At 71.6% G+C, this 23838-nt stretch carries 25 protein-coding genes and 1 pseudogene; 14 read left to right on the top strand and 12 right to left on the bottom strand.

All coding sequences use genetic code 11. The features are described 5' to 3' along the window. Positions 1–334: 334 nt before the first annotated feature. Positions 335–1195, bottom strand: a complete 861-nt coding sequence (gene folP, locus AB0N14_RS01645; RefSeq protein ID WP_366023731.1) for a dihydropteroate synthase — start codon at positions 1193–1195, stop codon at positions 335–337. A 160-nt stretch (positions 1196–1355) separates the two neighbouring features. On the opposite strand from folP, the gene AB0N14_RS01640 reads away from it, so the two are divergent. Continuing rightward, positions 1356–1703, top strand: coding sequence for a DivIVA domain-containing protein (locus AB0N14_RS01640; RefSeq protein ID WP_366023730.1), 348 nt, complete (start codon positions 1356–1358; stop codon positions 1701–1703). Then, a complete protein-coding gene (locus tag AB0N14_RS01635; protein ID WP_366023729.1) occupies positions 1700–2281 on the top strand; it encodes a DNA-3-methyladenine glycosylase I in 582 nt (193 codons plus the stop codon). Before AB0N14_RS01640 ends, AB0N14_RS01635 begins: the two co-directional genes overlap by 4 nt. A gap of 48 nt (positions 2282–2329) precedes the next feature. Here AB0N14_RS01635 and AB0N14_RS01630 read toward each other — a convergent pair whose 3' ends face one another. Then, positions 2330–3133 carry an enoyl-CoA hydratase-related protein gene (locus AB0N14_RS01630; RefSeq protein ID WP_366023728.1) on the bottom strand — a complete coding sequence of 268 codons (804 nt, stop codon included), beginning with the start codon at positions 3131–3133 and terminating at the stop codon, positions 2330–2332. A gap of 372 nt (positions 3134–3505) precedes the next feature. On the opposite strand from AB0N14_RS01630, the gene AB0N14_RS01625 reads away from it, so the two are divergent. After that, entirely contained in the window at positions 3506–3673 is a 168-nt protein-coding gene (locus AB0N14_RS01625) for a DUF3117 domain-containing protein (RefSeq protein WP_003966491.1), read from the top strand. 124 nt (positions 3674–3797) lie between these two features. On the opposite strand, the gene AB0N14_RS01620 is transcribed toward AB0N14_RS01625, so the two are convergent. Continuing rightward, the gene (locus tag AB0N14_RS01620) at positions 3798–4601 is read right to left on the bottom strand and encodes an O-methyltransferase (RefSeq protein WP_366023727.1); all 804 of its coding nucleotides are present in this window, start codon (positions 4599–4601) and stop codon (positions 3798–3800) included. A 119-nt stretch (positions 4602–4720) separates the two neighbouring features. Between AB0N14_RS01620 and sigE the strand changes: the two genes are divergently transcribed. The 5 genes from sigE (at position 4721) to AB0N14_RS01595 (ending at position 9971) form a co-directional block, all read left to right on the top strand. Continuing rightward, the gene (sigE, locus tag AB0N14_RS01615) at positions 4721–5422 is read left to right on the top strand and encodes an RNA polymerase sigma factor SigE (protein ID WP_366023726.1); all 702 of its coding nucleotides are present in this window, start codon (positions 4721–4723) and stop codon (positions 5420–5422) included. Next, positions 5419–6408, top strand: coding sequence for a zf-HC2 domain-containing protein (locus AB0N14_RS01610; protein ID WP_366023725.1), 990 nt, complete (start codon positions 5419–5421; stop codon positions 6406–6408). Before sigE ends, AB0N14_RS01610 begins: the two co-directional genes overlap by 4 nt. A 114-nt stretch (positions 6409–6522) precedes the next feature. Further along, complete coding sequence (locus AB0N14_RS01605) at positions 6523–8403, top strand: trypsin-like peptidase domain-containing protein (protein WP_366023724.1); 1881 nt, start codon at positions 6523–6525, stop codon at positions 8401–8403. 198 nt (positions 8404–8601) lie between these two features. Continuing rightward, positions 8602–9048, top strand: coding sequence for a sec-independent translocase (locus tag AB0N14_RS01600; RefSeq protein WP_366023723.1), 447 nt, complete (start codon positions 8602–8604; stop codon positions 9046–9048). 263 nt (positions 9049–9311) lie between these two features. After that, the gene (locus AB0N14_RS01595; protein ID WP_366023722.1) at positions 9312–9971 is read left to right on the top strand and encodes a hypothetical protein; all 660 of its coding nucleotides are present in this window, start codon (positions 9312–9314) and stop codon (positions 9969–9971) included. A gap of 90 nt (positions 9972–10061) precedes the next feature. Here AB0N14_RS01595 and AB0N14_RS01590 read toward each other — a convergent pair whose 3' ends face one another. Genes AB0N14_RS01590 through AB0N14_RS01580 form a run of 3 tightly spaced genes read right to left on the bottom strand, consistent with a single transcriptional unit; the run spans position 10062 to position 13083 of the window. After that, entirely contained in the window at positions 10062–11195 is a 1134-nt protein-coding gene (locus AB0N14_RS01590; protein WP_366023721.1) for an Mrp/NBP35 family ATP-binding protein, read from the bottom strand. 42 nt (positions 11196–11237) lie between these two features. Next, positions 11238–11813 carry a DUF1003 domain-containing protein gene (locus AB0N14_RS01585; protein WP_366023720.1) on the bottom strand — a complete coding sequence of 192 codons (576 nt, stop codon included), beginning with the start codon at positions 11811–11813 and terminating at the stop codon, positions 11238–11240. Then, a complete protein-coding gene (locus AB0N14_RS01580; protein WP_366023719.1) occupies positions 11803–13083 on the bottom strand; it encodes a CBS domain-containing protein in 1281 nt (426 codons plus the stop codon). Before AB0N14_RS01580 ends, AB0N14_RS01585 begins: the two co-directional genes overlap by 11 nt. Before the next feature lie 174 nt (positions 13084–13257). On the opposite strand from AB0N14_RS01580, the gene AB0N14_RS01575 reads away from it, so the two are divergent. Next, positions 13258–14013, top strand: a complete 756-nt coding sequence (locus AB0N14_RS01575) for a hypothetical protein (protein ID WP_366023718.1) — start codon at positions 13258–13260, stop codon at positions 14011–14013. Between the two features lie 176 nt (positions 14014–14189). Here AB0N14_RS01575 and AB0N14_RS01570 read toward each other — a convergent pair whose 3' ends face one another. Next, positions 14190–14702 carry a hypothetical protein gene (locus AB0N14_RS01570; protein WP_366023717.1) on the bottom strand — a complete coding sequence of 171 codons (513 nt, stop codon included), beginning with the start codon at positions 14700–14702 and terminating at the stop codon, positions 14190–14192. A 22-nt stretch (positions 14703–14724) separates the two neighbouring features. Further along, complete coding sequence (locus AB0N14_RS01565; protein ID WP_366023716.1) at positions 14725–15840, bottom strand: magnesium and cobalt transport protein CorA; 1116 nt, start codon at positions 15838–15840, stop codon at positions 14725–14727. A gap of 542 nt (positions 15841–16382) precedes the next feature. On the opposite strand from AB0N14_RS01565, the gene AB0N14_RS01560 reads away from it, so the two are divergent. Next, positions 16383–16967 carry a suppressor of fused domain protein gene (locus tag AB0N14_RS01560; protein ID WP_366023715.1) on the top strand — a complete coding sequence of 195 codons (585 nt, stop codon included), beginning with the start codon at positions 16383–16385 and terminating at the stop codon, positions 16965–16967. 40 nt (positions 16968–17007) lie between these two features. On the opposite strand, the gene AB0N14_RS01555 is transcribed toward AB0N14_RS01560, so the two are convergent. Further along, positions 17008–18330 (bottom strand): MFS transporter, encoded by a 1323-nt coding sequence (locus AB0N14_RS01555; RefSeq protein WP_366023714.1) that lies wholly within the window; start codon positions 18328–18330, stop codon positions 17008–17010. A gap of 174 nt (positions 18331–18504) precedes the next feature. On the opposite strand from AB0N14_RS01555, the gene AB0N14_RS01550 reads away from it, so the two are divergent. The 3 genes from AB0N14_RS01550 (at position 18505) to AB0N14_RS01540 (ending at position 20907) form a co-directional block, all read left to right on the top strand. Further along, a complete protein-coding gene (locus AB0N14_RS01550) occupies positions 18505–19146 on the top strand; it encodes a DUF6758 family protein (protein ID WP_366023713.1) in 642 nt (213 codons plus the stop codon). Positions 19147–19273: 127 nt separating this feature from the next. After that, positions 19274–20140: a PHP domain-containing protein gene (locus AB0N14_RS01545; RefSeq protein WP_366023712.1), complete on the top strand. Its 867-nt coding sequence runs from the start codon at positions 19274–19276 to the stop codon at positions 20138–20140. A gap of 161 nt (positions 20141–20301) precedes the next feature. Further along, positions 20302–20907, top strand: coding sequence for a MarC family protein (locus AB0N14_RS01540; protein ID WP_366023711.1), 606 nt, complete (start codon positions 20302–20304; stop codon positions 20905–20907). 116 nt (positions 20908–21023) lie between these two features. On the opposite strand, the gene AB0N14_RS01535 is transcribed toward AB0N14_RS01540, so the two are convergent. Next, the gene (locus tag AB0N14_RS01535) at positions 21024–21176 is read right to left on the bottom strand and encodes a hypothetical protein (protein ID WP_200419162.1); all 153 of its coding nucleotides are present in this window, start codon (positions 21174–21176) and stop codon (positions 21024–21026) included. 248 nt (positions 21177–21424) lie between these two features. Here AB0N14_RS01535 and AB0N14_RS01530 point away from each other — a divergent pair, with 248 nt between their 5' ends. Beyond that, positions 21425–22321, top strand: a complete 897-nt coding sequence (locus AB0N14_RS01530) for an NYN domain-containing protein (protein WP_366023710.1) — start codon at positions 21425–21427, stop codon at positions 22319–22321. Positions 22322–22349: 28 nt separating this feature from the next. Here the strand turns inward: AB0N14_RS01530 and AB0N14_RS01525 are convergent, their stop codons facing one another. Both AB0N14_RS01525 and AB0N14_RS01520 read right to left on the bottom strand, forming a co-directional pair. Further along, positions 22350–23219, bottom strand: coding sequence for an alpha/beta hydrolase (locus AB0N14_RS01525; protein WP_366023709.1), 870 nt, complete (start codon positions 23217–23219; stop codon positions 22350–22352). Between the two features lie 98 nt (positions 23220–23317). Next, positions 23318–23838, bottom strand: a pseudogene (locus AB0N14_RS01520) (DEAD/DEAH box helicase); the annotation flags it as partial.

Below are 23838 nucleotides of genomic sequence, written 5' to 3'. Positions count from 1 at the left end.
TGTGGCCCGTCCGTGGCTGGTCGCGCAGTTCCCGCGCCCCTTCAGGGGCGCAGCCACGGTTCGCCGTAGCCCCGGAAGCAGCTCCCCGGCCGGGGACCAGGGGCGCTGCTCCGGCGGGGTGGTGGGGCGGAGCCCCGCCGGGGGACCAGGGGACGCCAGTTCCCCGCCGGGGCCGCGGGTCGGAGCCCGAGTGGGGTCCGCGGCGGAGCCCCGTGAGGGGTGCAGGGGACGTGGTCCCGGCCGGGGGCCGGGGGCGGAGCCCCTGGTGGGGTTGAAGGGGCGAAGCCCCTGGAGGTGGGACGGGTAGGGGCGGCGGGGGCGAGGAAAACTCCCGTCAGGCCAGGCCCCGGCGGGCCACCGCCGGCGGCCGGTGGCCCGCGATCGTCGCCACCATGTCCAGCACCTGCCGCGTCTCCGCGACCTCATGCACCCGGTACACCTGCGCCCCCAGCCACGCCGACACCGCCGTCGTCGCCAACGTCCCCAACACCCGTTCCTTGACCGGCTTGTCCAGCGTCTCCCCGACGAAGTCCTTGTTGGACAGCGACACCAGCACCGGCCACCCCGTGGCGACCATCTCGTCCAGCCGCCGCGTCGCCTCCAGGCTGTGCCGCGTGTTCTTCCCGAAGTCGTGGCCGGGGTCGATCAGGACCGATTCGCGCGGCACCCCGAGAGCCACCGCCCGCTCCGCCAGCCCCACCGTCACCTTCAGAATGTCGGCCATGACGTCGTCGTACGTCACCCGGTGCGGCCGTGTCCGAGGCAGCGCGCCCCCGGCGTGCGTGCACACCAGCCCCACCCGGTACCGCGCCGCCACCTCCGCGAGCCGTGGATCCACCCCGCCCCACGCGTCGTTCAGGAGATCGGCGCCCGCCTCGCACACGGCCTCGCCGACCTCGTGCCGCCAGGTGTCCACACTGATCACGACGTCCGGGAAGCGCCGCCGCACCTCCGCGACGAAACCGACCGTCCGCCGCGCCTCCTCCTCGGCCGTGACCTCCTCGCCCGGCCCGGCCTTCACCCCGCCGATGTCGATGATCGCGGCACCCTCGGCCACCGCCTGCTCCACGCGCGCGAGGGCGGGCTCGTCGCGGAACGTGGCCCCCCGGTCGTAGAAGGAGTCCGGGGTCCGGTTCACGATCGCCATGATCACCGGCTCGTGGTCGCCGAATTCTCGCCTGCCCAGCCTGAGCATCCCCTGTGACCTCTCCCAGTACGTCCCGTTCCTCGGCCGCCTGTGACCTTAATTGTCAGCGACGCATGGCACGATCTGACCCAGAGAGAAAGACAGACTCGACATCGGCACTTCCGCGCCGGCGCGCAGCGCGCCGGCACCGAGCGTGGGGACTTAAGTGATGCTCATGTTCTTGTTCCTGGTCGTCGCGCTCGCGGTCGTGGTCGCCGCGGTGACACTGGCCGTGGTGGGAGGCGGCGAGAGCACCCCGCTGCCGGAGGCGGCCCCCGAGCGGTTCGACGACCCGCTCCCGCCGGACCGCCCCGTCGGCCGCGACGACGTGGAGGCCCTGCGCTTCCCGCTCGCCGTCCGGGGCTACCGCATGGCAGACGTGGACGACGCGCTCGGCCGCCTCGGCGCCGAGATCGCCGAGCGGGACGCCCGTATCGCCGACCTGGAGACCGCGCTCGCCGGCACCCGCGCCGCCGGACCGGCAGGGGACGAGCGGGCCGGAGGAGACTCCCAGTGAGCGGTGCGGCCATCGCGGGGCCCGACGGCGTGCTGCGCTGCCCCTGGGCACTGTCCACCGAGGACTACGTGGCGTACCACGACGAGGAGTGGGGCCGCCCGGTCCACGGCGACGACGCGCTGTACGAGCGGCTGTGCCTGGAAGCGTTCCAGTCGGGCCTGTCCTGGATCACGATCCTTCGCCGCCGCGAGGGCTTCCGGGCCGCCTTCGCCGACTTCCGGATCGCCAAGGTGGCCGCGTTCACGGACGCCGACCAGGAGCGTCTGCTCGCCGACCCGGGCATCATCCGCAACCGCGCCAAGATCGAGGCGACGCTCGCCAACGCGCGCGTGCTGGCCGAGTGGGCCCCGGGCGAGCTCGACGAGCTGATCTGGTCGTACGCCCCCGACGGGGCGTCCCGCCCGGCTCCGGCGACCCTGGCCGACGTCCCCGCGGTCACCGAGGAGTCGACGGCGCTCTCCAGGGACCTGAAGAAGCGCGGCATACGCTTCGTCGGCCCGACCACGGCGTACGCGCTGATGCAGGCCTGCGGCCTGGTGAACGACCACCTGGCGGACTGCGCCGCCCGCGGCGGCTGACTCCCGTCGATCGACCGGGGACGGCGCACGGCCACGGCAGTCGCAGACCTACCGGCCCAGGTACTTCGGCCTCTCCTTGTTCACGAACGCCTCCACCGCGATCGCGTGGTCGTCGGACGAGCCCGCCCGTGTCTGCAGCTCGTCCTCCTTCTCCAGGGTCTCCTCCAAGGAGTGCGTCAGCCCGTAGGCCACCGCCTCCTTGATCGCCGCGTACGCCACCGTCGGCCCCTCGGCGAGCGCCACGGCCACCTTCTCCGCCTCGGCCCGCAGCTCGTCCGCGGGGACGATCCGGTTCGCGATGCCCAGCTCCAACGCCTCCTGGGCGCCGATGCTCCGCGGGAAGAACAGCAGGTCGGCAGCGCGCCCGGGACCGACCACGCGGGGCAGCGTCCAGGAGACGCCCGAATCGGCCGTCAGCGCGACACCCGCGAACGACGTGTTGAAGGATGCGGTGCCCGACACGATCCGGTAGTCCGCGGCCAGCGCGAATCCGAAGCCGGCCCCGGCCGCGACGCCGTTCACCGCGGCCACCACCGGCTTGGGCGCACCCGCCAACGCCCGGACGATCGGGTTGTAGTGCTCCCGGACCGTGCTCATCGTCCGGCCCGAGCCGGTCTCCCGGTCGGCGGCCAGCAGCCCGATGTGCTCCTTGAGGTCCTGCCCCACGCAGAACGCCCGGTCCCCGGCGGCGGTGAGCAGGATCGCGCGTACGGAGCCGTCGTCCGCCGCGGACCGCACCGCGTCCCGAAGGGCGACCTTGGTCGCGACGTTCAGCGCGTTCATCGCCTCGGGACGGTTCAGCGTGATCGTCGCGAGTCCGTCGCTCACCTCGTAGAGCACGGTGTCGGCCATGGTGGTCCCCTCCGGTGTCGCGCCTCGGGCGTACCGGCCGGTACGCCCGCGTCCGAAGGACAGCATGGCCGAGATCACCGTCCGCGGAACGGACCGTACGTGTGACCTGCGTCAAAGAATTCCCGCAGGGATCCGCTCGGCGGATGTCCGTGCGGGGGCGAAGTATCACAGTCACATCGCCGAATTGAGTGGTTTTGCTCGCGCGTGTTTCCCAAGCGATGCCGACTGATGTTGGTCATCGGGTCATGAGATGCGGGATAATGGCCTGGAAGCAATGTGTTCGATGCCGGTGTCGCGTGTCCTGTGAAGGATCGCGTGCCCTTCAAGGGGCCGTCGGCTGACGATGAGCTGGTTTCAGGAAGGGGAACGAGCATGGCGGCCATGAAGCCGCGGACGGGCGACGGCCCGCTCGAGGTGACCAAGGAGGGGCGGGGCATCGTCATGCGCGTTCCGCTCGAAGGCGGCGGTCGGCTCGTCGTCGAGCTGACCCCGGACGAGGCCGACGCGCTCGGCGACGCCCTCAAGAAGGTCGTCGGCTGACGCGGCAGACCCCGGATTCAGCTGCCCCGGCATCGTACGCGGTGCCGGGGACCGCTTTTTCCAGGGGGCTTCCCGGGGGTGCTTCGACCCGGACGGCCCACCCGCCCCGCCCCCACGGCCGTGCTCAGCGCCTGACCGCGCACAACAGTCCGTCCCCCACCGGGAGCAGCGAGGGCACGAGGTCGGGGCTCTCGCGCACCGCGCGCAGCAGCTCGCGCAGCCGCAGCACCTCGGTGGGCTGCGGCCCCGAGTCGACCGTGCGGCCGTTGGCGAAGGCGCCCTCGAAGACGACGAGCCCGCCGGGACGCAGCAGACGCAACGATTCGGCGAGGTAGTCGAGCACCTCGAGACGGTCGCCGTCGCAGAAGACGAGGTCGTAGCCGGCGTCCGCCAGCCGTGGCAGGACGTCCAGGGCGCGCCCCGGGATGAAGCGGGCCCGGTTGCTGGCGAAGCCGGAGGCGCGGAAGGCCTGGCGGGCGGACTGCTGGTGCTCCGGCTCCGGGTCCACCGTGGTCAGCACGCCGTCCGGCCGCATGCCGTGCAGCAGATGGATCCCGGAGACACCGCATCCCGTCCCGATCTCCGCCACCGCCTTGGCGTCCACGGTGGCGGCGAGCATGCGCAGCGCGGCGCCCGTGCCGGGCGACACCGAGCGCAGCCCTGCTTCACGGGCCCGTTCCCGTGCCCAGCGCAGCGCGTCGTCCTCGGCGACATAGGCGTCGGCGAACGCCCAGCTCGTCTGCCGGTTGCCGGTAATGACCCTCTCCTGTCCCGTGATTGCTTGGGCGTGACTGTATCCGTTGACGGCGGGAACCCGCAGATGGGACCGGGCGTTGAGGAGGGTGGGAAGAGGGCGCGGGGAAGGACCGGGACAGACGCGTGGACGTGGATGCCGAGCAAGTGCTGACGCAGCCGTATCAGCGGGCATCAAATTCTCGTAAAACCGCTTATCCGGAGCTAACGGGCGAGGTGGCTATGGTAGGGGCTCCACTGGACACCACCGGAGCCGACAGGGGAGGTGCGGCTGCGCCTGCGGATCGGGGAGGGGTGCTACGGCTCCTTCTCAGGTCATCGGGTGAGCCGAAATCCGTGACCGACATCGCTGACACCCACCACGCTGCCGACACCGCGCAGATCGCGACCTTCGCCACCGACGCGGACGCGCAGGCGTGGACTCCGCCCACCTGGGAGGAGATCGTCAGCACTCACAGCGGCCGGGTCTACCGGCTGGCGTACCGCCTGACCGGAAACCAGCACGACGCCGAGGACCTCACCCAGGAGGTCTTCGTGCGGGTCTTCCGCTCCCTGTCGACGTACACGCCCGGCACGTTCGAGGGCTGGCTGCACCGCATCACCACGAACCTCTTCCTGGACATGGTCCGCCGCAAGCAGCGCATCCGCTTCGACGCGCTCGGCGAGGACGCGGCGGAGCGCCTGGCCAGCCGTGAGCCGACGCCGCAGCAGATCCTGCACGACGCGCACTTCGACGCGGACGTCCAGCAGGCGCTGGACACGCTCGCGCCCGAGTTCCGTGCGGCCGTCGTCCTGTGCGACATCGAAGGGCTGTCCTACGAGGAGATCGCCGCGACCCTGGGCGTCAAGCTCGGCACGGTGCGCTCCCGGATCCACCGCGGCCGCTCGCAGCTGCGCAAGGCGCTCGCGCACCGGGCGCCTCAGGCCCGCGCGGCCGAGCGCCGCTCCTTCGTGCCCCGCGTGCCCGCGCTGGGGGGAGGAGGCGCGACCGCGTGAGTGGATCCCGTCGCCCCACACCGGCAGAGCAGCACCTGGGAGACCGCCTCTCCGCCCTGGTGGACGGAGAGCTCGGTCATGAGATGCGCGAGCGCGTGCTGGCCCATCTGGCCACGTGCGCGAAGTGCAAGGCCGAGGCCGACGCCCAGCGCCGGCTGAAGAGCGTCTTCGCCGAGGCGGCCCCGCCGCCCCCCTCCGAGAGCTTCCTGGCCCGCCTCCAGGGCCTGCCCACGGGAGGTGACGTCGACGGCGGTGGCACGCTGCTCGGCGGGGGAGGATTCGGCAGAAGACTACAGAGCAGCGCCGGACTGCCCGCGCGGCCCGGCGTCTTCGGAGTGAGGGGCGAGCCCTTCGGCTACGTCCCGTCGGGCCCGCACGCCGCGGCACTGTCGCCCTCCGACAGCCGCGTCCTCCCCGTGGACCGTGTCCTCCCGGAGGACGGCGGCTTCCGTGTCCATCCCGTCGGCCGGCAGGAGAGCGAGCGGCCGGCGTCCCGTGGGCGGCGTTTCGCGTTCGTCGCCGCCGGCGCCGTCTCGTTGGCCGCGCTGGCGCTCGGCGGCGTGTCCGGCGTGGGCGGTGACACCGGCGTGGAGGCGCGCGGCGGTTCCGGCGGGAGCAATGTGACCCCGATGCGTTCACCGGGTACAGGCGGTGTCACCTCGCCCGAGACGCAGCGGCGGCGATCCACCGGAGCGCTGCTCGGGCAGCGCGCGCTGGATCGGACGCCCGTCGCGCCCACGCAGTCCTCGGCGCCGCTGCTGCCCGGAGTGCCCGCTCACGGCGTCCAGGACGTCTCGGAGATCCGCGCGCTGACCGCTCCCGTGGTGGCCGGGGCGGCGGCGATGTCCCCACTCATACGCCCGCTCACCGAGACCGGACCGTTCACGCTGCCGACCGCCCCTCGGCTGACGGCCCCCGGCCTGCTGGCCCGCCCGGTGCCGTCCACGTCCCCCACACCCTCACCCTCCTCGAACACCGGCCACTGAGCGGCTGCGCGGCCGCGCGGGGAACCTGGTTGAATCCGTGGTGCCCGCGCCCGCGCAAGCGGTCCGGGCGCGGAATCCGCGGCACCAGGTGCCGCCGGCGGGTGTAGGGAGACCATGAACGAGGGGAAGCCGGCCCCTACCGGGGGACCGGAGCAGGGGGCGAGCGGGTCGGCAGCGGCGCACGACGCCGAGGGGTCGATGGACGGCGGTACGGCGCCGGGCGGAGAGTCCGGCGGCGACTTCGAGCTGCCCGCCCCTGCCGGGGCACGCACCCGCAGTGAGGCCGACGCCGAGGGCGACTTCGGGCTCGAGCGCCCGGCTGCGGCGGGAACGGGGGACGGGGCCGACGCCCTCACGAAGCCCGCGACGGCCGACGGGGACGGCGATTTCGAGCTGGAGCGCCCGGCCGCCGTGGGCACGGCGCAGGAAGGTTCTGCCGGGCACACCGGCCCTCGGCAGGGCGGCGACGCGCCCGACGCCCCCGACGGTCGCGCCCAGGCCCTTCACGATCCCGACCCCTACAACACCCCGCCCTACGGCGAACCGGGCCCCTGGGCGCCCGCCCCACCGGTCCAGCACCCGGCGGTGACGTCCCCGCACGGCGCCGCCCCGCAGAGCACGCCCCCGCCTCCGGGCGCGCCCGTGCCCGGCGCGACCGCGATGTCGGCGCCGCCCACCGCACCGGCGCCGCCCACGGCACCGGCGCCGCCCACGGCACCGGTGCCGCCCACGGCACCGGTGCCGCCCACGGCACCGATGCCGGGCGGCCCCACCGACCCGACCGGCGCCCCCTCGTCCCCTTCGCCCTGGCAGAACTACGACCCGTGGGCGCCCCGGGCCCCCTTCCAGCAGAACGGCGCCGCGCTGCCCGGCACGGAGCAGCGGCGGGCGCGCGGCCGGAAGGCGCTCGTTCTCGCCGGCGTGCTGATCGCGCTCGTGTCCGGAGGGGTCGGCGGTGTCGTCGGCACCGCGTGGGAGCGGGACGGTGGCATCGGGGAGGTGCGGCTGCCGCAGGCCGGGAAGGAGCCCGCGGGGCGCGCCCCGGACGGCGTCGCCGGGATCGCCGCACGGGCGCTGCCCAGCGTCGTCACCCTGCACGTCAAGGGCACCTCTGAGGAGGGCACCGGCACCGGCTTCGTCCTCGACGGGCGCGGACACATCCTCACCAACAACCACGTCGTCCAACCCGCGGCAGCCGGCGGCGAGATAACGGTGACGTTCAACGGCGGTCAGAGCGCCAAGGCCACCGTCGTCGGGCATGACACCGGTTACGACCTCGCCGTCGTCAAGGTCACCGGCCTCCGGGGCCTGACCCCCCTGCCCCTCGGCAACTCCGACAACGTCGAGGTCGGTGACCCCGTCGTCGCCATCGGCGCGCCCTTCGACCTCGCCGGCACCGTCACCTCCGGCATCATCAGCGCCAAGGAACGGCCCGTCACCGCCGGCGGCGAGAAGGGCGACGGCAGCGACGTGTCGTACGTCGACGCCCTGCAGACCGACGCCCCGATCAACCCCGGCAACTCCGGCGGCCCCCTCCTCGACGGCAAGGGCCGTGTCGTCGGCATCAACTCCGCCATCCGTTCGGCCGGCAGCGGATCCGACCAGAGCGGCCAGGCCGGTTCCATCGGGCTCGGCTTCGCCATCCCTGTGAACCAGGCCAAGCGCGTCGCCGAGGAGCTGATCAACACCGGTAAGGCCACCCACCCGGTGATCGGTGTCACGCTCGACATGAACTACACGGGAGACGGCGCCCGGGTCGGCGCCAAGGGCGTCGGCGGAGGCCCGGCCGTCACCCGGGGCGGTGCCGGCGACAAGGCCGGCATCAAGCCCGGCGACATCATCACGGAGGTCGACGGCGTGCGCGTCCACTCCGGGGAGGAGCTGATCATCAGGACCCGCGCCCACCGCCCCGGCGACCGCCTGGAGCTGACCGTGGTCCGCGGCGGCGCCGAACGGAGGATCACGCTCGTCCTCGGCTCGGCGGACGGCAGCTGACGCGAACCCCACAATGGCGGGACGAAACCCGCCCGACAAGGCGAACAACTCGGAAAACCCGCCGTGCACACGCGGCCGGTGTGCCGGGACAGTACCGGTTCGGCAGGAACGCCGGGTACCGTGGACCCGGCCCGGACCACGGAAGACCCGCACAGACCACCGAGGGCCGAGGACCGAGGACATCGCAAGGAGCTTCAGGTGTTCAATGACATAGGACCGCTCGAGCTGGTCACGATCGTGGTCATCGCCGTGCTCGTCTTCGGTCCGGACAAGCTCCCCAAGATGATCCAGGACGTCGCGCGCACGATCCGCAAGATCCGCGAGTTCTCGGAGAGCGCCAAGCAGGACATCCGCAGCGAACTGGGTCCGGAGTTCAAGGACTTCGAGTTCGAGGACCTCAACCCGAAGACGTTCATCCGCAAGCAGCTGGAGAACGACGACCTGGGGCTGACGGAGATCCGCAACGGCTTCGACCTGAAGAAGGAGATGGCCGAGGTCACGGACGCGGTCCACAGCCGCGAGTCCGAGTCGTCCACCTCCTCGCCGGCGTCCTCCGGCCCCACCGGCGGCACCGTCGACATGACGAAGAAGCCCACGGGCACCGACCCCGACGAGCGCCCGCCCTTCGACGCGGACGCCACCTGAGCCCTGCGCGCCACGCCCGGCCCTGCGCGCCACGCCCGGCCCGGCGTCCGCCGTGCCCGCCTGACGTGACGCAGGCCGTACGCCCATCGGCGTGCGTACGGCCGTATTGCGCCGCGCGGGGGTGGTACGCGCCGGGCGTTTCCCTGCTGTTCGGAGTGCTGTGGCTATGCTGCCCAGTTGTTGTGCGGACCGTTTTGGGAGCGAGGACGCCCGTGGGGGGCGGGCCGCTCGGGTCCGACGAGAGCGAGGAGGCGTCCGGGCAGATGAAGACGACGAGTCGGGTGGACGCGCAGGCGTCGGCCGCGGAGGGCGGACCACAGCTCCCCTCCGCCCGCCGCACGGTCGACGGCTATCTCCGGGCACCCTTTCCGTGGTACGGCCTCGACGAGGCGTTCACGGGGCCGCGCTGGCTGATGCAGGTGGGTACCGCGGCCGACGGGACCGTGGAACACGGGTCCATCGGACACGGGGACGTGCCGTCCGTGCGCAACGAGGCCACGGAGGACAAGGAGAAGTTCGCCGTCGTGGTCACCGTCGCCGAGAACCCCGTACGGCGCAGTCCGGACGGCACCGGCGTGCTGGAGGCCACATCGGTCTCGTCCGCGGCGTGGCTGGCGGGCGTGGGGCTGCTGTCGTTCACCTGGCCGGGCCAGATGGACCACACCCTGCGGGACGACTGGCTCGACCAGCAGACGGAGACGGCGTGGGTCCTCGCGGACGACCTGACCGGGCCCGCGTGGTCGACGCTGTCCCTGCCGGTGGACGGGGCGCCGACGCCGTTCCACTACCGGGAGTCCGAGTTCGGCTGGGTGCTCGCGGGGGCGACGGAGGCCGGGGTGCATCTCGGGGCGTACGGCAGAGGCATGAGCGCGTACGGTCTGGGCTTCGCCGCGATCAAGGACATCACCGCTTACGCCGCTTAGCGGATGTACGACGCTGCGGCGCTCGGCCGGGCGAACGACGAGGGGGCGCCGTCGGTGTGACGGCGCCCCCTCGTCGTACGAGCCCTGGGACTAGAACTTGTTCCTCGGCGTGATCCCCAGCGACATCCCCGCCAGGCCCCGCTGCCGTCCCCCGAGCTTGCCCGCGATCGCGCGCAGGGCCGAGCCCGCAGGGGAGTCCGGGTCCGTGAGGACCACCGGCTTGCCCTCGTCGCCGCCCTCGCGCAGGCGGACGTCGATGGGGATGTGGCCGAGGACCGGGACCGTCGTACCCGTCGTGCGGGTGAGGCCGTCGGCGACCAGCTGGCCGCCGCCCGTGCCGAAGACGTCGACCATCTCGCCGCAGTGCGGGCAGGGCAGGCCGGACATGTTCTCGACCACGCCCACGATCTTCTGGTGCGTCTGCACGGCGATCGAGCCCGCCCGCTCGGCCACCTCGGCGGCCGCCTGTTGCGGGGTCGTCACGACCAGGATCTCGGCGTTCGGGACCAGCTGGGCCACGGAGATGGCGATGTCGCCGGTGCCGGGCGGCAGGTCGAGCAGCAGCACGTCCAGGTCGCCCCAGTACACGTCCGCGAGGAACTGCTGGAGCGCGCGGTGCAGCATCGGGCCGCGCCAGACGACCGGGGCGTTGCCCGGGGTGAACATGCCGATCGAGATGACCTTCACGCCGTTCGCGGACGGCGGCATGATCATGTTCTCGACCTGGGTGGGGCGCCCGTCCGCGCCCAGCATGCGCGGCACGCTGTGGCCGTAGATGTCGGCGTCCACGACACCGACCTTCAGGCCGTCGGCGGCCATCGCCGCCGCCAGGTTCACCGTCACCGAGGACTTGCCGACGCCGCCCTTGCCGGAGGCCACCGCGTACACCCGGGTGAGCGAGCCAGGCTTGGCGAAGGGGACCTCACGCTCGGCCTGGCCGCCGCGCAGCGCGGTCGCCAGCTCCCGGCGCTGCTCGTCGCTCATCACGTCGAGCGTGACGCCGACGCGGGTGACGCCCTCGACGCGCGAGACGGCCTCGGTCACGCGCTGCGTGATCGTGTCGCGCATCGGGCAGCCGGAGACCGTCAGGTACACGGTGACCGCGACCGCTCCGTCCGCACCGATGTCCACCGATTTGACCATCCCCAGCTCGGTGATGGGTCGATGGATCTCGGGGTCGTTCACCGTCGCCAGCGCTTCGCGGACCGCGTCTTCCGTAGCCATAAGGAGATGGTACGGCGTGCCGCGGTGGCCAGGGTAAGCCCGTCAGCGGTCGTCTACGTCACGTCCGCGCGCCCGTTCCGCCGGGAATACGACATGCCCGTCGGAGCGCCGCCGGTCCTCCAGTTCCTTCATGAGGTCCTGGAGTTCGGAGCGTATCCAGTCCCGGGTGGCGACCTCGCCGAGGCCCGAGCGCAGCGCGGCGATCTCGCGGGTCAGGTACTCGGTGTCCGCGATCGACCGCTCGTTCTGCTTGCGGTCCTGTTCCAGGTTCACCCGGTCGCGGTCGTCCTGGCGGTTCTGCGCGAGCAGGATCAGGGGGGCGGCGTAGGAGGCCTGCAGGGACAGCATCAGCGTCAGGAAGATGAACGGATACGGGTCCCAGCGCAGGTGAGCCGGGGCTGTGATGTTCCAGCCCAGCCACACGATGATGACGGCGGTCATCCAGACGATGAACCGCCCGGTGCCGAGGAAGCGCGCGATGCGCTCCGACAGGCGCCCGAAGGCCTCCGGGTCCCACTCCGGCACGAGGCGCACGCGCCGTGGCTGCGGCTGGTCGAGCCGGAGGCGCCGGGTGGCGGCGGTCGCGCCGGAGGGGAACTTCTCGCGGTCAGGCGTCATCGCTGACCCCCTCCTCGTCCAGGTGGAACTCCGTCTCGCGCCAGTCGTCGGGGAGCATGTGGTCCAGTACGTCGTCCACGGTCACCGCGCCGAGCAGCGAGCCGGACTCGTCGACGACGGGCGCCGCGACCATGTCGTACGCCGCGAAGAACCCGGCCACCACGGGCAGCGGTGCGTCGGGGGCGAGCGCCTGCAGATCGTCGTCGACCAGCGAGCTGACCAGCGTGTACGGCGGGTCCCGCAGCAGCCGCTGGAAGTGCACGGTCCCCAGGTACTTGCCGGTGGGCGTCTCGTCCGGCGGACGGCAGACGTACACCTGCGCGGCGAGCGCGGGGGACAGGTCGGGGTTGCGGACCCGGGCGAGCGCGTCGGCGACGGTGGCGTCCGGCCGCAGCACGATCGGCTCGGTGGTCATCAGGCCGCCCGCGGTCTTCTCCTCGTACGCCATCAGACGGCGCATGTCGGCCGCGTCGGCGGGCTGCATCAGGCTCAGCAGCCGCTCCTTCTCCTCCTCCGGCAGCTCGGCGAGCAGGTCGGCGGCGTCGTCCGGGTCCATCGCCTCCAGGACGTCCGCGGCGCGCTCCTCCTGCAGCTTGCCGAGGATCTCGATCTGGTCGTCCTCGGGGAGCTCTTCGAGCACATCGGCGAGCCGGTCGTCGTCGAGGGCGGCGGCGACCTCCGCGCGGCGCTTGGGGGACAGGTGGTGCAGGACGTTGGCGAGGTCGGCGGGCCTGAGCTGTTCGAAGGTGGCCAGCAGGCTTTCGGCGCCCTGCCCGTGCTCCTCCAGGGAGAACCCGGTGACCGCCGACCACTCCACCGTCAGCGTCTCGCCCTTGCTGCGCCGGAACGTGCCGCTCCTCCCCTTGCGCACGAAGACCCGGTCGATCTCCCAGTCGCGGCGGGCCGGCAGCTGCTGCACGGACAGGTCGAGGACGGTGACCTCCTCGCCCGTCTCGACGAGGGTGACGTGCCGGTCGAGCAGCTCCCCGAAGACGAGCCGCTCGGTGGGCCGCTGCTCGAAGCGGCGCACGTTGAGGACGCCGGTGGTGATGACCTGACCGGACTCGATGCCGGTCACCCGGGTCATGGGCAGGAAGATACGGCGACGGGTGGCGAGTTCGACGACCAGGCCCAGCAGCCGCGGGGGGCGACGGCCCACCCGCAACATGACGACCAGATCGCGCACGCGCCCCACCTGGTCGCCGGTGGGGTCGAAGACGGCGATTCCGGCCAGGTGTGAGACGAAGATCCGAGGGGCGCTCGCGGCCATGCCCGCGCCTCCTTTGCCTGCCGTTTTGTCCGCTCGCGTGGGCTTCAGGCTAGCCCGTCCCGGTGCGCCGCGCCCTGGCGGGGGGTGCGGATGGACCGGCTCCGGAAGGCTCCCCGGGCACCGGTACTCTGCGGTACGCCGATGAGGACTCCCGGATGAGAGGTAGCCCCGCCTGTGACCGCCATTCCCCAGGGCCGTACCCGCAGGGCCGCGCTGGTGCGCGCGATGTGCGCGCTGGTCGTGACGGGGGCGGGGCTCGCGGGGTGCGGCGGAGGTGACCCGGACGCCGGGACCAACGGGGTCGGCAAACTGCCCGCCGACAAGATCCAGAGCCGGACGCGTACGGCGGCCAGGTCGGCGTCGTCGGTCCATCTGTCCGGCACCGTCGTCAGCAACGGCGGCACCTACACACTGGACATGCGGCTGAAGGGGGAGGGCGGCAGCGGGTCGGTCACCTCGAAGAACGGAACGTTCCGGCTGCTGCGGGTGGGCAAGCACCTGTTCCTGAAGGCCGACGCGGCGTTCTGGGACCAGCAGGACGGCTCGGGGGACGGCGGGGGCTCGGCGGCCGCGGCGGGCAAGCTGGACGGGAAGTACGTGAAGGTGCCGACGGGGGACCCGGCCTACCAGCGCTTCAGCGGCTTCACCGACAAGGACGTCCTGCTGGACGGGCTCCTCACGCTGAACGGCGCGCTGGCGACGGACGGCCACCACGAGCAGAACGGCGTCCGCACGATCCGCATCACCGGCGACAAGGGCGCCGGCGGCAGCCTGGACGTCTCCCTGGAGGGAAGCCCGTATCCCCTGCTCCTGGTCCGCGCCGGCAACGCGGGGACGCTCCGCTTGTCGGAATGGGGGAAGGACTTCACGCTGACGGAACCGCCGAAGGGGGAGACGGTGGACTACGGGAAGCAACTGCCGTCCTCCTAGCTACCTACCGCTGGGGCGGTACGAGTGGGCGCCGGGGGTACCCCCTGCTCGAAGAGCTTGGGGGAGGCACCTCTTAGCGCCGGGTCGCGCAGCCTCCCCCCGGGCCAGCCCCCGTGCCGGGAACTTGGCAGCAACGGCACCTGCCGCACAGCGGGAAGCGGCACGACTGCCCGCAGCTACGTCCGCTTGCGCCGCAGCAGCCGCGGCAGCGCCGCCGGGATCGGCCGGCGGGTCGTGGCCGAGGTCGGGACCGGGCGCGCCGCCTGGGAGTCGGACGGCAGGGGCACCGTCGTCCCCCGCGGCTCGAGGCGGAGCACCCGGCACTCCCGGCGCCACCGCTCCGGCATCTCCTCCCCGTCGGACGCGTTCAGCCGCTTGCCCTTCAGCTCAGCGACCGCGCCCTCCCACTCGGGCGACCCCGGCGCCAACTCCACCACCCTCGCGGGCCAGGTGACGATCCGGCCGCCCTTGTCCTTGCTGCGCACCGTCACGACCGCGTCCCCGCCGTCGACCAGGCCGGGCAGCGGCTGCTCGCCGGGTCCGTCGCCCACCACGCACGCCGCGCCCTCGTACCACACGTGCCACAACGCACGCGCGGCCGCGGCCGGCGCCGCGCCCTGGACCCAGATCAGCCCGGACTTCTTCGTGGCCTCCTCGACCAGGGCCCTCTCGAGCAGCTCGCTTGTCATGCGCCCAGCCTAGTCGGGCCCGTCACAGCCATCCGTTCCGCTTCAGCATGCGGTGGATGCCCACGCAGATGCCCACCGTGATGCCCATGATCGCCGGGTAGCCGTACTTCCAGTGCAGCTCGGGCATGTACGTGAAGTTCATGCCGTACACCCCGCACACCATCGTCGGCACGGCGATGATCGCCGCCCACGCGGTGATCTTCCGCATGTCCTCGTTCTGTGCGACGGACGCCTGCGCCAGGTTGGCCTGGAGGATCGAGTTCAGCAGTTCGTCGAAGCCCAGCACCTGCTCGTTGACGCGGGCGAGGTGGTCGGCGACGTCGCGGAAGTACTTCTGGATGTCCGGGTCGATCAGCCGCATCGGCCGCTCGCTCAGCAGCTGCATCGGCCGCAGCAGCGGCGCCACCGCCCGCTTGAACTCCAGGACCTCGCGCTTGAGTTGGTAGATCCGGCCGGCGTCCGTGCCTCGGGGCGTGCCCTTGCGGCCCGGCGAGAACACCTCGGTCTCCACCTCGTCGATGTCGTCCTGCAGCGCGTCCGCCACCGCGATGTACCCGTCGACGACGTGGTCGGCGATCCCGTGCAGCACCGCCGAGGGGCCCTTGGAGAGCAGTTGGGGCTCGTCCTGCAGCCGGTGCCGCAGCGTCCTGAGCGAGCCCTTCCCGCCGTGCCGGACCGTGATGAAGAAGTCCCGCCCGGTGAAGCACATGACCTCGCCGGTCTCGACGACCTCGCTGTTGGCGGTCAGCTGGTCGTGGTCGACGTAGTGGACGGTCTTGAAGACGGTGAAGAGGGAGTCGTCGTACCGCTCCAGCTTGGGCCGCTGGTGCGCCTGCACCGCGTCCTCGACGGCCAGCGGGTGCAGCCCGAACTCGCGGGCGATACCGGCGAATTCGGCCTCGGTCGGCTCATGCAGCCCGATCCACACGAACCCTCCGTCGCGCCGCACCAGCCGCATCGCCTCGTGCGGGGAGAGCGGCTGCTGCGTCTGGACGCGGACGCCGTCGCGGTAGACGGCGCAGTCGACGACGGCGGACGGGGTCGCGGGGTCACGCGTGGTGTCGTAGGCGCCGTTGTCCTTCCGCGGGGAGGTGCGGGACGGGCGGACCACGGCGCGAAGGTCACGGATCATCGACATGGCAGGGCTCCTTCGCAACGAGCAGCGAAAGGCCACGAAAAACGGGTGGAACCACCCGGAATGGGGACGTCCTGGATGCGGAGGTTTGGCACGTCCACAAAGCGGGGAGCACCGCACCGTCACGGTGGCGGGCTTCGCTGCTGATTCAGCTACTGACTGAGATCAGACAGATCAGGCAAAGCGAAACGAAGTGCTCTTCCGTGGCGACGCGAACGCGAGATGCGAGAGGTGGCAGCCGACGGGAGTCAGAACAGCTGCGTCAGCGGCTGGAAGAGCGGGTGGTACTGCACGGTCGACTTCGATCCATGACAGCCCCACCTCCTCCGGCCGGTCCCTGGTGAGGGACGATCCATACCCTGATTAGAGGGTGCCCCCTTAGGGGAGTCTCATGGGTGCCGGGCCTGACAGGACTTCCCCAGTGCCGTGAGGGCCTGGGAGGTACCCCTGCTGCGTGCTGCCCGAAACCACCGGCCAAGACTATCAGCCGACAGAAGTGTCAAGGCGCCGCTTTGCCCGGTGCTGACGAGTTCTATGCTCGCCGCATGGTCGATGTTCTTCCTCTGGTCGAGGCCCGGTTGCGCACCTCGCTGGGCGAACCGGACGCGCGCGCGGCGGTCACCTTCCTCGGCACGGACCGCATCGAGGTGCTCCGCTTCCACGAGGGCGACATCGTCCGCTACGCCACCCTCGGCATGTCCGCACAGCCCATGGCGGACCCCACCGCGATGCTCGCCGACCCCGTCAAGGGGCCCCGCGCCGAGCTGGTCCTCTCCGTGCGCGGCGGCCTCGCCGACACCGACAAGGTGCTCCGCCCGCTCGCCGTGCTCGCCGCGTCCCCGCAGGTCGAGGGTGTGGTCGTGGCCCCCGGCGCCTCACTGGAGGTGGGTGAACCGCTGTGGCCCGGCGCCCCGTTCGCCTCCGTCCTGGTGGCCGAGCCCGGTGGCCTGGTCGAGGATCTGGAACTCGACGAGCCGCTTGATCCCGTACGGTTCCTGCCGCTGCTGCCGATGACTCCGAACGAGGCCGCCTGGAAGCGGGTGCACGGCGCACAGGCCCTTCAGGAACGCTGGCTGGCGAACGGGACGGACCTGAGGGATCCCTCCCGCAGGTCCGTCCCGCTGGACTGAGCCCGGGTGAGCAAGCTCACCAACGCCCGTCCGGAAACGGTCACTTGGCAAAGACCGTGACACCGTCCTCGGTCGCGTGCCGCGTCTGGAGCTTCTCTGCCGTGGGGGTCCCCCCTGCTCGAGCGGAGTCGAGAGCTTGGGGGAGCGTGAGCGCCCTGCGCCGTACGAGGACCACGACCGCCCCGAGAAGCGCCGTGAGCGCCCCCGCCACGAACGGCATGCGGATGTCGCCCCACTCCTCGATCTTCGGCGCGAAATAGGGCGCGGCAGCCGCCGCGAACCACCGCACGAAGTTGTAGCCGGCGCTCGCCACCGGGCGCGGCGCGTCCGAGACGCCGAGGGCCAGCTCGGTGTAGACCGTGTTGTTCACGCCGATGAACGCGCCGGACAGGATCGTGCAGACGATCGCGGTGGTGTGGTCGCCGTAGCCGAGTACGGCCACGTCCGCCGCGAGCAGCACCAGCGAACCGCCGAGCACCTTCAGCGAGCCGAAGCGCTCCTGCATGCGCGGCGCCACGATCACCGAGAAGACGGCGAGCAGCACACCCCAGGCGAAGAACACGGCACCCGATTTGTACGGCGTCATGTTCAGCACGAAGGGCGTGAAGGCCAGCACGGTGAAGAACGTGTAGTTGTAGAAGAACGCCGAGACCGCCGCGGAGGCGAGGCCGCCGTGGCCCAGCGCCTTGATCGGGTCCAGCAGTGAGGTCTTCCGCGCGGGCCTTGGCTGCTCCTTCAGGAACGCCGTGATGCACAGGAAGCCGATCGCCATCAGCGTGGCCGTACCGAAGAACGGGTAGCGCCAGCTGACGTTCCCGAGCAGCGCGCCCAGCAGCGGGCCGCACGCCATGCCGAGGCCGAGCGCGGACTCGTACAGCAGGATGGCCGCGGCGCTGCCTCCGGCCGCCGCGCCGACGATCACGGCGAGGGCCGTGGAGACGAAGAGCGCGTTCCCGAGGCCCCATCCGGCCCGGAAGCCGACGAGCTGGGCGACCGAGCCCGAGGTGCCCGCGAGGCCCGCGAAGACCACGACGAAGGCGAGGCCGAGCAGCAGGGTCTTGCGGCCGCCGATGCGGCTGGAGACGAAGCCGGTGACCAGCATCGCCATGGCGGTGATCAGGAAGTACGAGGTGAACAGCAGGGAGACCTGGCTGGGTGTGGCGTGTAGACCCTTGGCGATGGACGGCAGGATCGGGTCGACGAGTCCGATGCCCATGAACGCGACGACGGACGCTCCGGCGGTCGCCCACACGGCCTTCGGCTGCCGCAGGATGCTGCCGGCTCCGGCGTCGAACGGGTCCGCGTCGCCTGCTGTGGCCGCGTCGCCCGCTGTGGCGGGTTCTCCTCCTGTGGTGCTCTTCATGGTCTCCTCGCAGAGTCGTGGATCCAGATAGTTGGCGTATACATATATTAAGTTAGGAGACCTAATTAGTGCAAGTGACATTTAATTGGCACAGGTGAAGTGGCGGTGAGGGGCACACGCCGGAAGGGTGATCGTCCTTGACGCGACGCGGGACGGGGAGGACCGTGGGGGCCTATGAGGGGCGAACCCAGTTGCCCGAAGTGCGGTGGCCGGGTCAGGGCTCCCGGACTCTTTGCCGACTCCTGGCAGTGCGATGTGCACGGCACCGTGCATCCGCTGCAGCCCGTGATCCCGCCCAGCGTCGAGGCCCTCAGCGTCGTGGTGCACCGCGCCCGGGTGCCGGTGTGGATGCCGTGGCCGCTGCCGGTCGGCTGGCTCTTCACGGGTGTGGCCTACGCGGGTGACGACCGCAGTGGGGGCCGTGCCACTGCCGTGGCCTGCTCGGGTCCGGGGCCGCTCGGCGGCATGGGCGAGCTGATCCTGGTGGCGGAGGAACTGGGGGTCGGGCTCGGTGCGCGGTACGCGGGCATCGACGGGCCGGACCCGGGTCCGTACATGAACGTGGAGAAACCACCTCAGGCCAAGGTGCTCGCCGTCGGCCGCCCCACGCCGCTGTGGCATGTCTCGGGCGTCCCCGGCGACCGCGCGGTCTTCGCGGGCGAGGCGCGCGGCCTGTGGCTGTGGGCGGTCGTCTGGCCGGAACAGTCGGGCTTGCTGATGTACGACGAGCTGGTCCTGACGGATCTGCGGGACGCGGGCGCGGAGCTCGATCTCCTGCCGATCGGGGCGTTGTCGCCGCGCCTGCTCGAGCCGTGACACGAGCCACCGGAGGGTGCGGGATGCCGTAGGGGGCGCAGCCACTGTGCGGCTGTGACAGGGCTCCCGGAACTGCCGTTATCCTTGAGCGTCCCCTTCCGTCCCGTCACCGCCTGGAGTACGTGTCGTGCGCATCGACCTGCACACCCACTCCACCGCCTCCGACGGTACGGACACCCCGGCCGAGCTGGTGCGGAACGCCGCTGCCGCCGGACTGGACGTCGTCGCGCTCACCGACCACGACACCACCCGCGGCCACGCGGAGGCGATCGAGTCGCTCCCCGAGGGGCTGACCCTCGTCACGGGCGCCGAACTCTCCTGCCGGTACGACGGCATCAGCATGCACATGCTGGCCTACCTCTTCGACCCCGAGGAGTCCGACCTGCTCGCCGAGCGCGAGCTGGTGCGGGACGATCGCGTGCCGCGCGCCCACGCCATGATCGCCAAGCTGCGGGAGCTGGGTGTGCCGGTCACCTGGGAGCAGGTGGCCCGCATCGCCGGTGACGGCTCGGTCGGACGGCCGCACATCGCCTCCGCCCTGGTGGAACTCGGCGTGGTCGGCAGCGTCTCGGAGGCGTTCACGCCCGAGTGGCTGGCCGACGGCGGGCGCGCGTATGTGCAGAAGCACGAGACCGACCCCTTCGAGGCGATCCGGCTGGTCAAGGCCGCGGGCGGAGTGACCGTCTTCGCGCACCCGGCCGCCTCCAAGCGGGGACGGACCGTGCCGGAGTCCGCCATCGCGGACCTCGCCGCCGCCGGGCTCGACGGCATCGAGGTCGACCACATGGACCACGACCCGGCGACCCGGGCCCGGCTGCGCGGCCTCGCCGCCGAGCTGGACCTGCTGGTCACCGGCTCCTCCGACTACCACGGCAGCCGCAAGACGTGCGTGCTCGGCGAGTACACCACCGACCCGGAGGTGTACGGGGAGATCATCCGGCGGGCCACCGGCGCGTTCCCCGTCCCGGGCACCGGCGGACCCCGCAACGCCTGATCCTGCCGTAGCTCCCCTCTCTCTCCCCCTTTTCAAGGCACCCGGCGCCCGCCGCCGTGTCCAGCCGTCGCACGCCTCCGCGCGCGGCGACGGCACCGGCGGCCGCGGGACGCCCGCCGTCGCATGCTCGTTGCTCGTCCGTACCTCATCGCAAGGCACCCATGTTCGACGTCGCCGTTTTCGGTTCCCTCTTCCTGACCCTGTTCGTGATCACGGATCCCCCCGGGATCACCCCGATCTTCCTCGCGCTCACCGCCGGCCGCCCCGCCAAGATGCAGAAGCGCATGGCCTTCCAGGCCGTCTGCGTGGCCGGCGGTGTCATCGCCGTGTTCGGTGCGCTCGGCCACCAGATCCTGAACTACCTGCATGTCTCCGTGCCCGCGCTGATGATCGCGGGCGGGCTGCTGCTCCTGCTGATCGCCCTGGACCTGTTGACCGGCAAGACGGACGAGCCGAAGCAGACCAAGGACGTCAACGTGGCCCTGGTGCCGCTCGGCATGCCGTTGCTGGCCGGACCGGGGGCGATCGTCTCGGTGATCCTCGCGGTGCAGAAGGCGGACAGCCTGAGCACCCAGGTGTCGGTGTGGACGGCGATCCTCGCGATCCACGTCGTGCTGTGGCTGGTCATGCGCTACTCGCTGCTGATCATCCGCGTCATCAAGGACGGCGGAGTGGTCCTCGTGACCCGGCTCGCGGGCATGATGCTCTCCACGATCGCCGTGCAGCAGATCATCAACGGTGTCACGCGGGTCATCCACGGAACCTGACCGCCCGGTCCGGGCCCGGAACGCGCGGAGCCCCGTACGGCGCGATGCCGTACGGGGCTCCGAAGTCGTCTACGTGTATACGCAGGTCGTATACGCAATATGTGTCGTCGATGCCGTTACGAGGCTGTCGTCTCGGCCGGGCGGATCCACAGCCGCTGCCCGATGGCCGCGGCTTGCTGAACGATCTGGTTGACGGAGGCGGCGTCCACGACGGTGGTGTCCACGGGGGTACCGTCGACATCGTCGAGTCGCATGATTTCGAAGCGCATGGGCTTCTCCCTTCGTCTGGTCATCCTCCTGCGGAGAACTACTGGCGAGCGGAGCGCGGAGCGTCTGTGCCCCTCTCCTGTGAGTAGTCAACGGGATGCTTGTTACAAACATTCCCTACGCTAAGGAAATTTTTCGAGTCTCTAATTACTGACTGGTAATCGACCGGGTCGACGCCCGGTTTGTGTTCATGGTGCACTGATTGGGGTCGGTTGTGTTCGCTGCGTGACCGCCGGGAGAATGGAGGCATATGAACGACGACCTGGCGGCGCTCGGCGCCCGCATCGACCGAACGAACGAGCTGCTCCAGCGCATGCTCGCCGAGGTGGCGAAGACGCCCTCGACTCATGCGATCTTCGTCGACGCCGGCTACCTGTACGCCGCCGCTGGACGGCTCGTCGCCGGCACCGAGGACCGCCGGGCCTTCGACCTCGACGCCGAGGGTCTGATCGACGCCCTCATCGACAAGGCGCGCCAGGTCTTCGCGGACAGCCGGTTGCTGCGCGTGTACTGGTACGACGGCGCGAGACGCCGCATCCACACCGCGGAACAGCAGTCCATCGCCGAACTCCCGGATGTGAAGGTACGGCTCGGCAATCTCAACGCCAACAACCAGCAGAAGGGCGTCGACTCCCTCATCCGGACCGACCTGGAGTCACTGGCCCGGCACCGCGCCATCAGCGACGCGGCGCTCATCGGCGGCGACGAGGACCTGGTGTCGGCGGTGGAGGCGGCGCAGGGGTACGGGGCCCGGGTGCACCTGTGGGGCATCGAGGCGCCGGAGGGCCGCAACCAGGCGGAACCGCTGCTGTGGGAGGTCGACAGCCAGCGCACTCTCGAACTCGACTTCTTCAAGCCGTATGTGAGCCGCCGCACGGCCGCGACCTACGAGCCCTCCTCCACGGCCCGCCCCAGTCGCGACGACGTCCGGTTCGTGGGCGCGCAGGTCGCCGCCAAGTGGCTGGCCGAGCGCGGCCGGGACTCGCTGGCGGACCTGTTGCCCGGCCACCCGTACCTGCCCGGCTCCATCGACCAGGATCTGCTGGTGGAGGCGGAAGGTCTGCTGCAGTACTCGCTGCGCGGCCAGGCGGACCTGCGCCGCGCCCTGCGGGACGGCTTCTGGGAGCACCTGCAGGCGCAGTACTAGGCAGTACTGGAGGGGGAGTCCCAAGGTCTCAGACGAGCCGGTCCCAGAAGGCGGCGAGGGCGCCGGCCGTCCCCTCCGGCTGGTCGGTGTTGGGGGAGTGCTCCGCGTGCGGGACGACGGTGCGGTGAGCGCCGAGGCGGTCCGCCATGTCGTCCAGCAGTGGCACGGGCCAGGTGTCGTCGCGGTCGCCGGACAGGACGTGCACGGGCAGGCCGACGGCGGCGAGTTCGGCCACGCGGTCGGGTTCCTCGCACAGCTGCCGCCCCGTGGCGAGGAGCTGGGCGGGGCTGTTGCGGAGCCAGCGGCGGCGCAGGTCCTCCCCGTCGGAGAGTCCTTCGTCGAGGTCTCCGGCGTCGATGTCCTCCGGCGGTTCGAAGGCCTGGACGGCGTCCCAGACCCCGGCCATGTCCAGGACGGCGAGGGCGTCGTGCAGCAGCTTGACGCGCTGCTGCTGGGGAAGGGAGATCTGGGCGGGGCCGGAGGCCATCAGGGTGAGCGAGACGAACGGGGAGGGGGCGAGGAGGACTGCGGCCCGGGCGATGTGGCCGCCGAGAGAGTGCCCGAGCAGATGCACCGGTGCGCCGACGGCGTGCGCCTGCGCGATCACGTCCCGTGCCAGCTCGGCCTGCGCGTACGGTGCCTCGTCGTCCTTCGGTCCGGGGGACTCGTACTGCCCTCGCCCGTCGACGGCGACGGTCCGGTATCCGGTCGCCGCGAGAAGCGGCTGCAGGAGGAGGAAGTCCTCCTTGCTGCCGGTGAAACCGGGCAGCAGCAGGGCGGTCCCCTTCACGCGCGCCGTCCCCGCGTCGGCCTCGAGCACGGCGAACTCCCCCCGCTCGGTGGCGAGCCGGCGCGCACGGACGCCGGGGGGCGGGGTGAAGCTGGGGGGACGGCTCATGGGGGTGAGGGTACCGGGCGGAGAGAATCCCGATGGCCCGCCCCTGTGCGTGACAGGTGCGGGCCATCGATGAACAGTGCCGTGGCCTACCGCGGGTGTCAGCCCTCCACGGGCTCCGCGACCTTGCGCGTGCGCCGTCGCGGCTTGGCCTCCGCGGCGTCGTCCGCCTGCGCCGGGATCTCCGCCTCTGCCGCGACGGCCTTCCGCGCACGGCGTCGGGGCTTGGCCTCGGGCTCGTCGGCGGCCTGCGCGGGAATCGCGGCCTCGGCGGCCTTGCGGGTACCGCGCCGGGGCGTGACCTCGGCGGCGGCCTCCGCACCGTCCACGGCGGCCTCCGGGGCGGCCTCGGCGGTCTTACGCGTACGGCGGCGAGGCTTGGCCTCGACGGCTTCGACGGTGTCGACAGCCGCCTCGGCGGCCTTGCGGGTACGCCGCGGCTTGGCCTCGGTGTCCTCCGTGGGCGCGACCTCCGCCGTCTTGCGGGTACGCCGCGGCTTGGCCGGAGCCTCGGCCTGTGCCGCCACGCCCTCGACCGTCTCGGCGGCCGGGACCGTCTCGGCGGTCTTGCGGGTACGCCGACGCGGCTTGACCTCGGTCGCCTCGGTCGCGGTGTCGGTGG

The organism is Streptomyces sp. NPDC051104, from assembly GCF_040682835.1.
Taxonomy (GTDB): domain Bacteria; phylum Actinomycetota; class Actinomycetes; order Streptomycetales; family Streptomycetaceae; genus Streptomyces; species Streptomyces cynarae.
This window is presented reverse-complemented; position numbering and strand designations above follow the sequence as displayed.

What these genes read in the sequence shown, in the direction of transcription:
- folP (WP_366023731.1), bottom strand. Translation starts at nt 1,195, where the DNA reads ATGCTCAGGCTGGGCAGGCGAGAATTCGGCGACCACGAGCCGGTGATC.
- AB0N14_RS01595 (WP_366023722.1), top strand. Translation starts at nt 9,312, where the DNA reads ATGAAGACGACGAGTCGGGTGGACGCGCAGGCGTCGGCCGCGGAGGGC.
- AB0N14_RS01530 (WP_366023710.1), top strand. Translation starts at nt 21,425, where the DNA reads ATGAACGACGACCTGGCGGCGCTCGGCGCCCGCATCGACCGAACGAAC.
- AB0N14_RS01630 (WP_366023728.1), bottom strand. Translation starts at nt 3,133, where the DNA reads ATGGCCGACACCGTGCTCTACGAGGTGAGCGACGGACTCGCGACGATC.
- AB0N14_RS01540 (WP_366023711.1), top strand. Translation starts at nt 20,302, where the DNA reads ATGTTCGACGTCGCCGTTTTCGGTTCCCTCTTCCTGACCCTGTTCGTG.
- AB0N14_RS01640 (WP_366023730.1), top strand. Translation starts at nt 1,356, where the DNA reads ATGCTCATGTTCTTGTTCCTGGTCGTCGCGCTCGCGGTCGTGGTCGCC.
- AB0N14_RS01605 (WP_366023724.1), top strand. Translation starts at nt 6,523, where the DNA reads ATGAACGAGGGGAAGCCGGCCCCTACCGGGGGACCGGAGCAGGGGGCG.
- AB0N14_RS01625 (WP_003966491.1), top strand. Translation starts at nt 3,506, where the DNA reads ATGGCGGCCATGAAGCCGCGGACGGGCGACGGCCCGCTCGAGGTGACC.
- AB0N14_RS01560 (WP_366023715.1), top strand. Translation starts at nt 16,383, where the DNA reads ATGGTCGATGTTCTTCCTCTGGTCGAGGCCCGGTTGCGCACCTCGCTG.
- AB0N14_RS01585 (WP_366023720.1), bottom strand. Translation starts at nt 11,813, where the DNA reads ATGACGCCTGACCGCGAGAAGTTCCCCTCCGGCGCGACCGCCGCCACC.
- AB0N14_RS01535 (WP_200419162.1), bottom strand. Translation starts at nt 21,176, where the DNA reads ATGCGCTTCGAAATCATGCGACTCGACGATGTCGACGGTACCCCCGTG.
- AB0N14_RS01620 (WP_366023727.1), bottom strand. Translation starts at nt 4,601, where the DNA reads ATGCCCGCTGATACGGCTGCGTCAGCACTTGCTCGGCATCCACGTCCA.
- AB0N14_RS01555 (WP_366023714.1), bottom strand. Translation starts at nt 18,330, where the DNA reads ATGAAGAGCACCACAGGAGGAGAACCCGCCACAGCGGGCGACGCGGCC.
- AB0N14_RS01550 (WP_366023713.1), top strand. Translation starts at nt 18,505, where the DNA reads ATGAGGGGCGAACCCAGTTGCCCGAAGTGCGGTGGCCGGGTCAGGGCT.
- AB0N14_RS01525 (WP_366023709.1), bottom strand. Translation starts at nt 23,219, where the DNA reads ATGAGCCGTCCCCCCAGCTTCACCCCGCCCCCCGGCGTCCGTGCGCGC.
- AB0N14_RS01580 (WP_366023719.1), bottom strand. Translation starts at nt 13,083, where the DNA reads ATGGCCGCGAGCGCCCCTCGGATCTTCGTCTCACACCTGGCCGGAATC.
- AB0N14_RS01570 (WP_366023717.1), bottom strand. Translation starts at nt 14,702, where the DNA reads ATGACAAGCGAGCTGCTCGAGAGGGCCCTGGTCGAGGAGGCCACGAAG.
- AB0N14_RS01565 (WP_366023716.1), bottom strand. Translation starts at nt 15,840, where the DNA reads ATGTCGATGATCCGTGACCTTCGCGCCGTGGTCCGCCCGTCCCGCACC.
- AB0N14_RS01590 (WP_366023721.1), bottom strand. Translation starts at nt 11,195, where the DNA reads ATGGCTACGGAAGACGCGGTCCGCGAAGCGCTGGCGACGGTGAACGAC.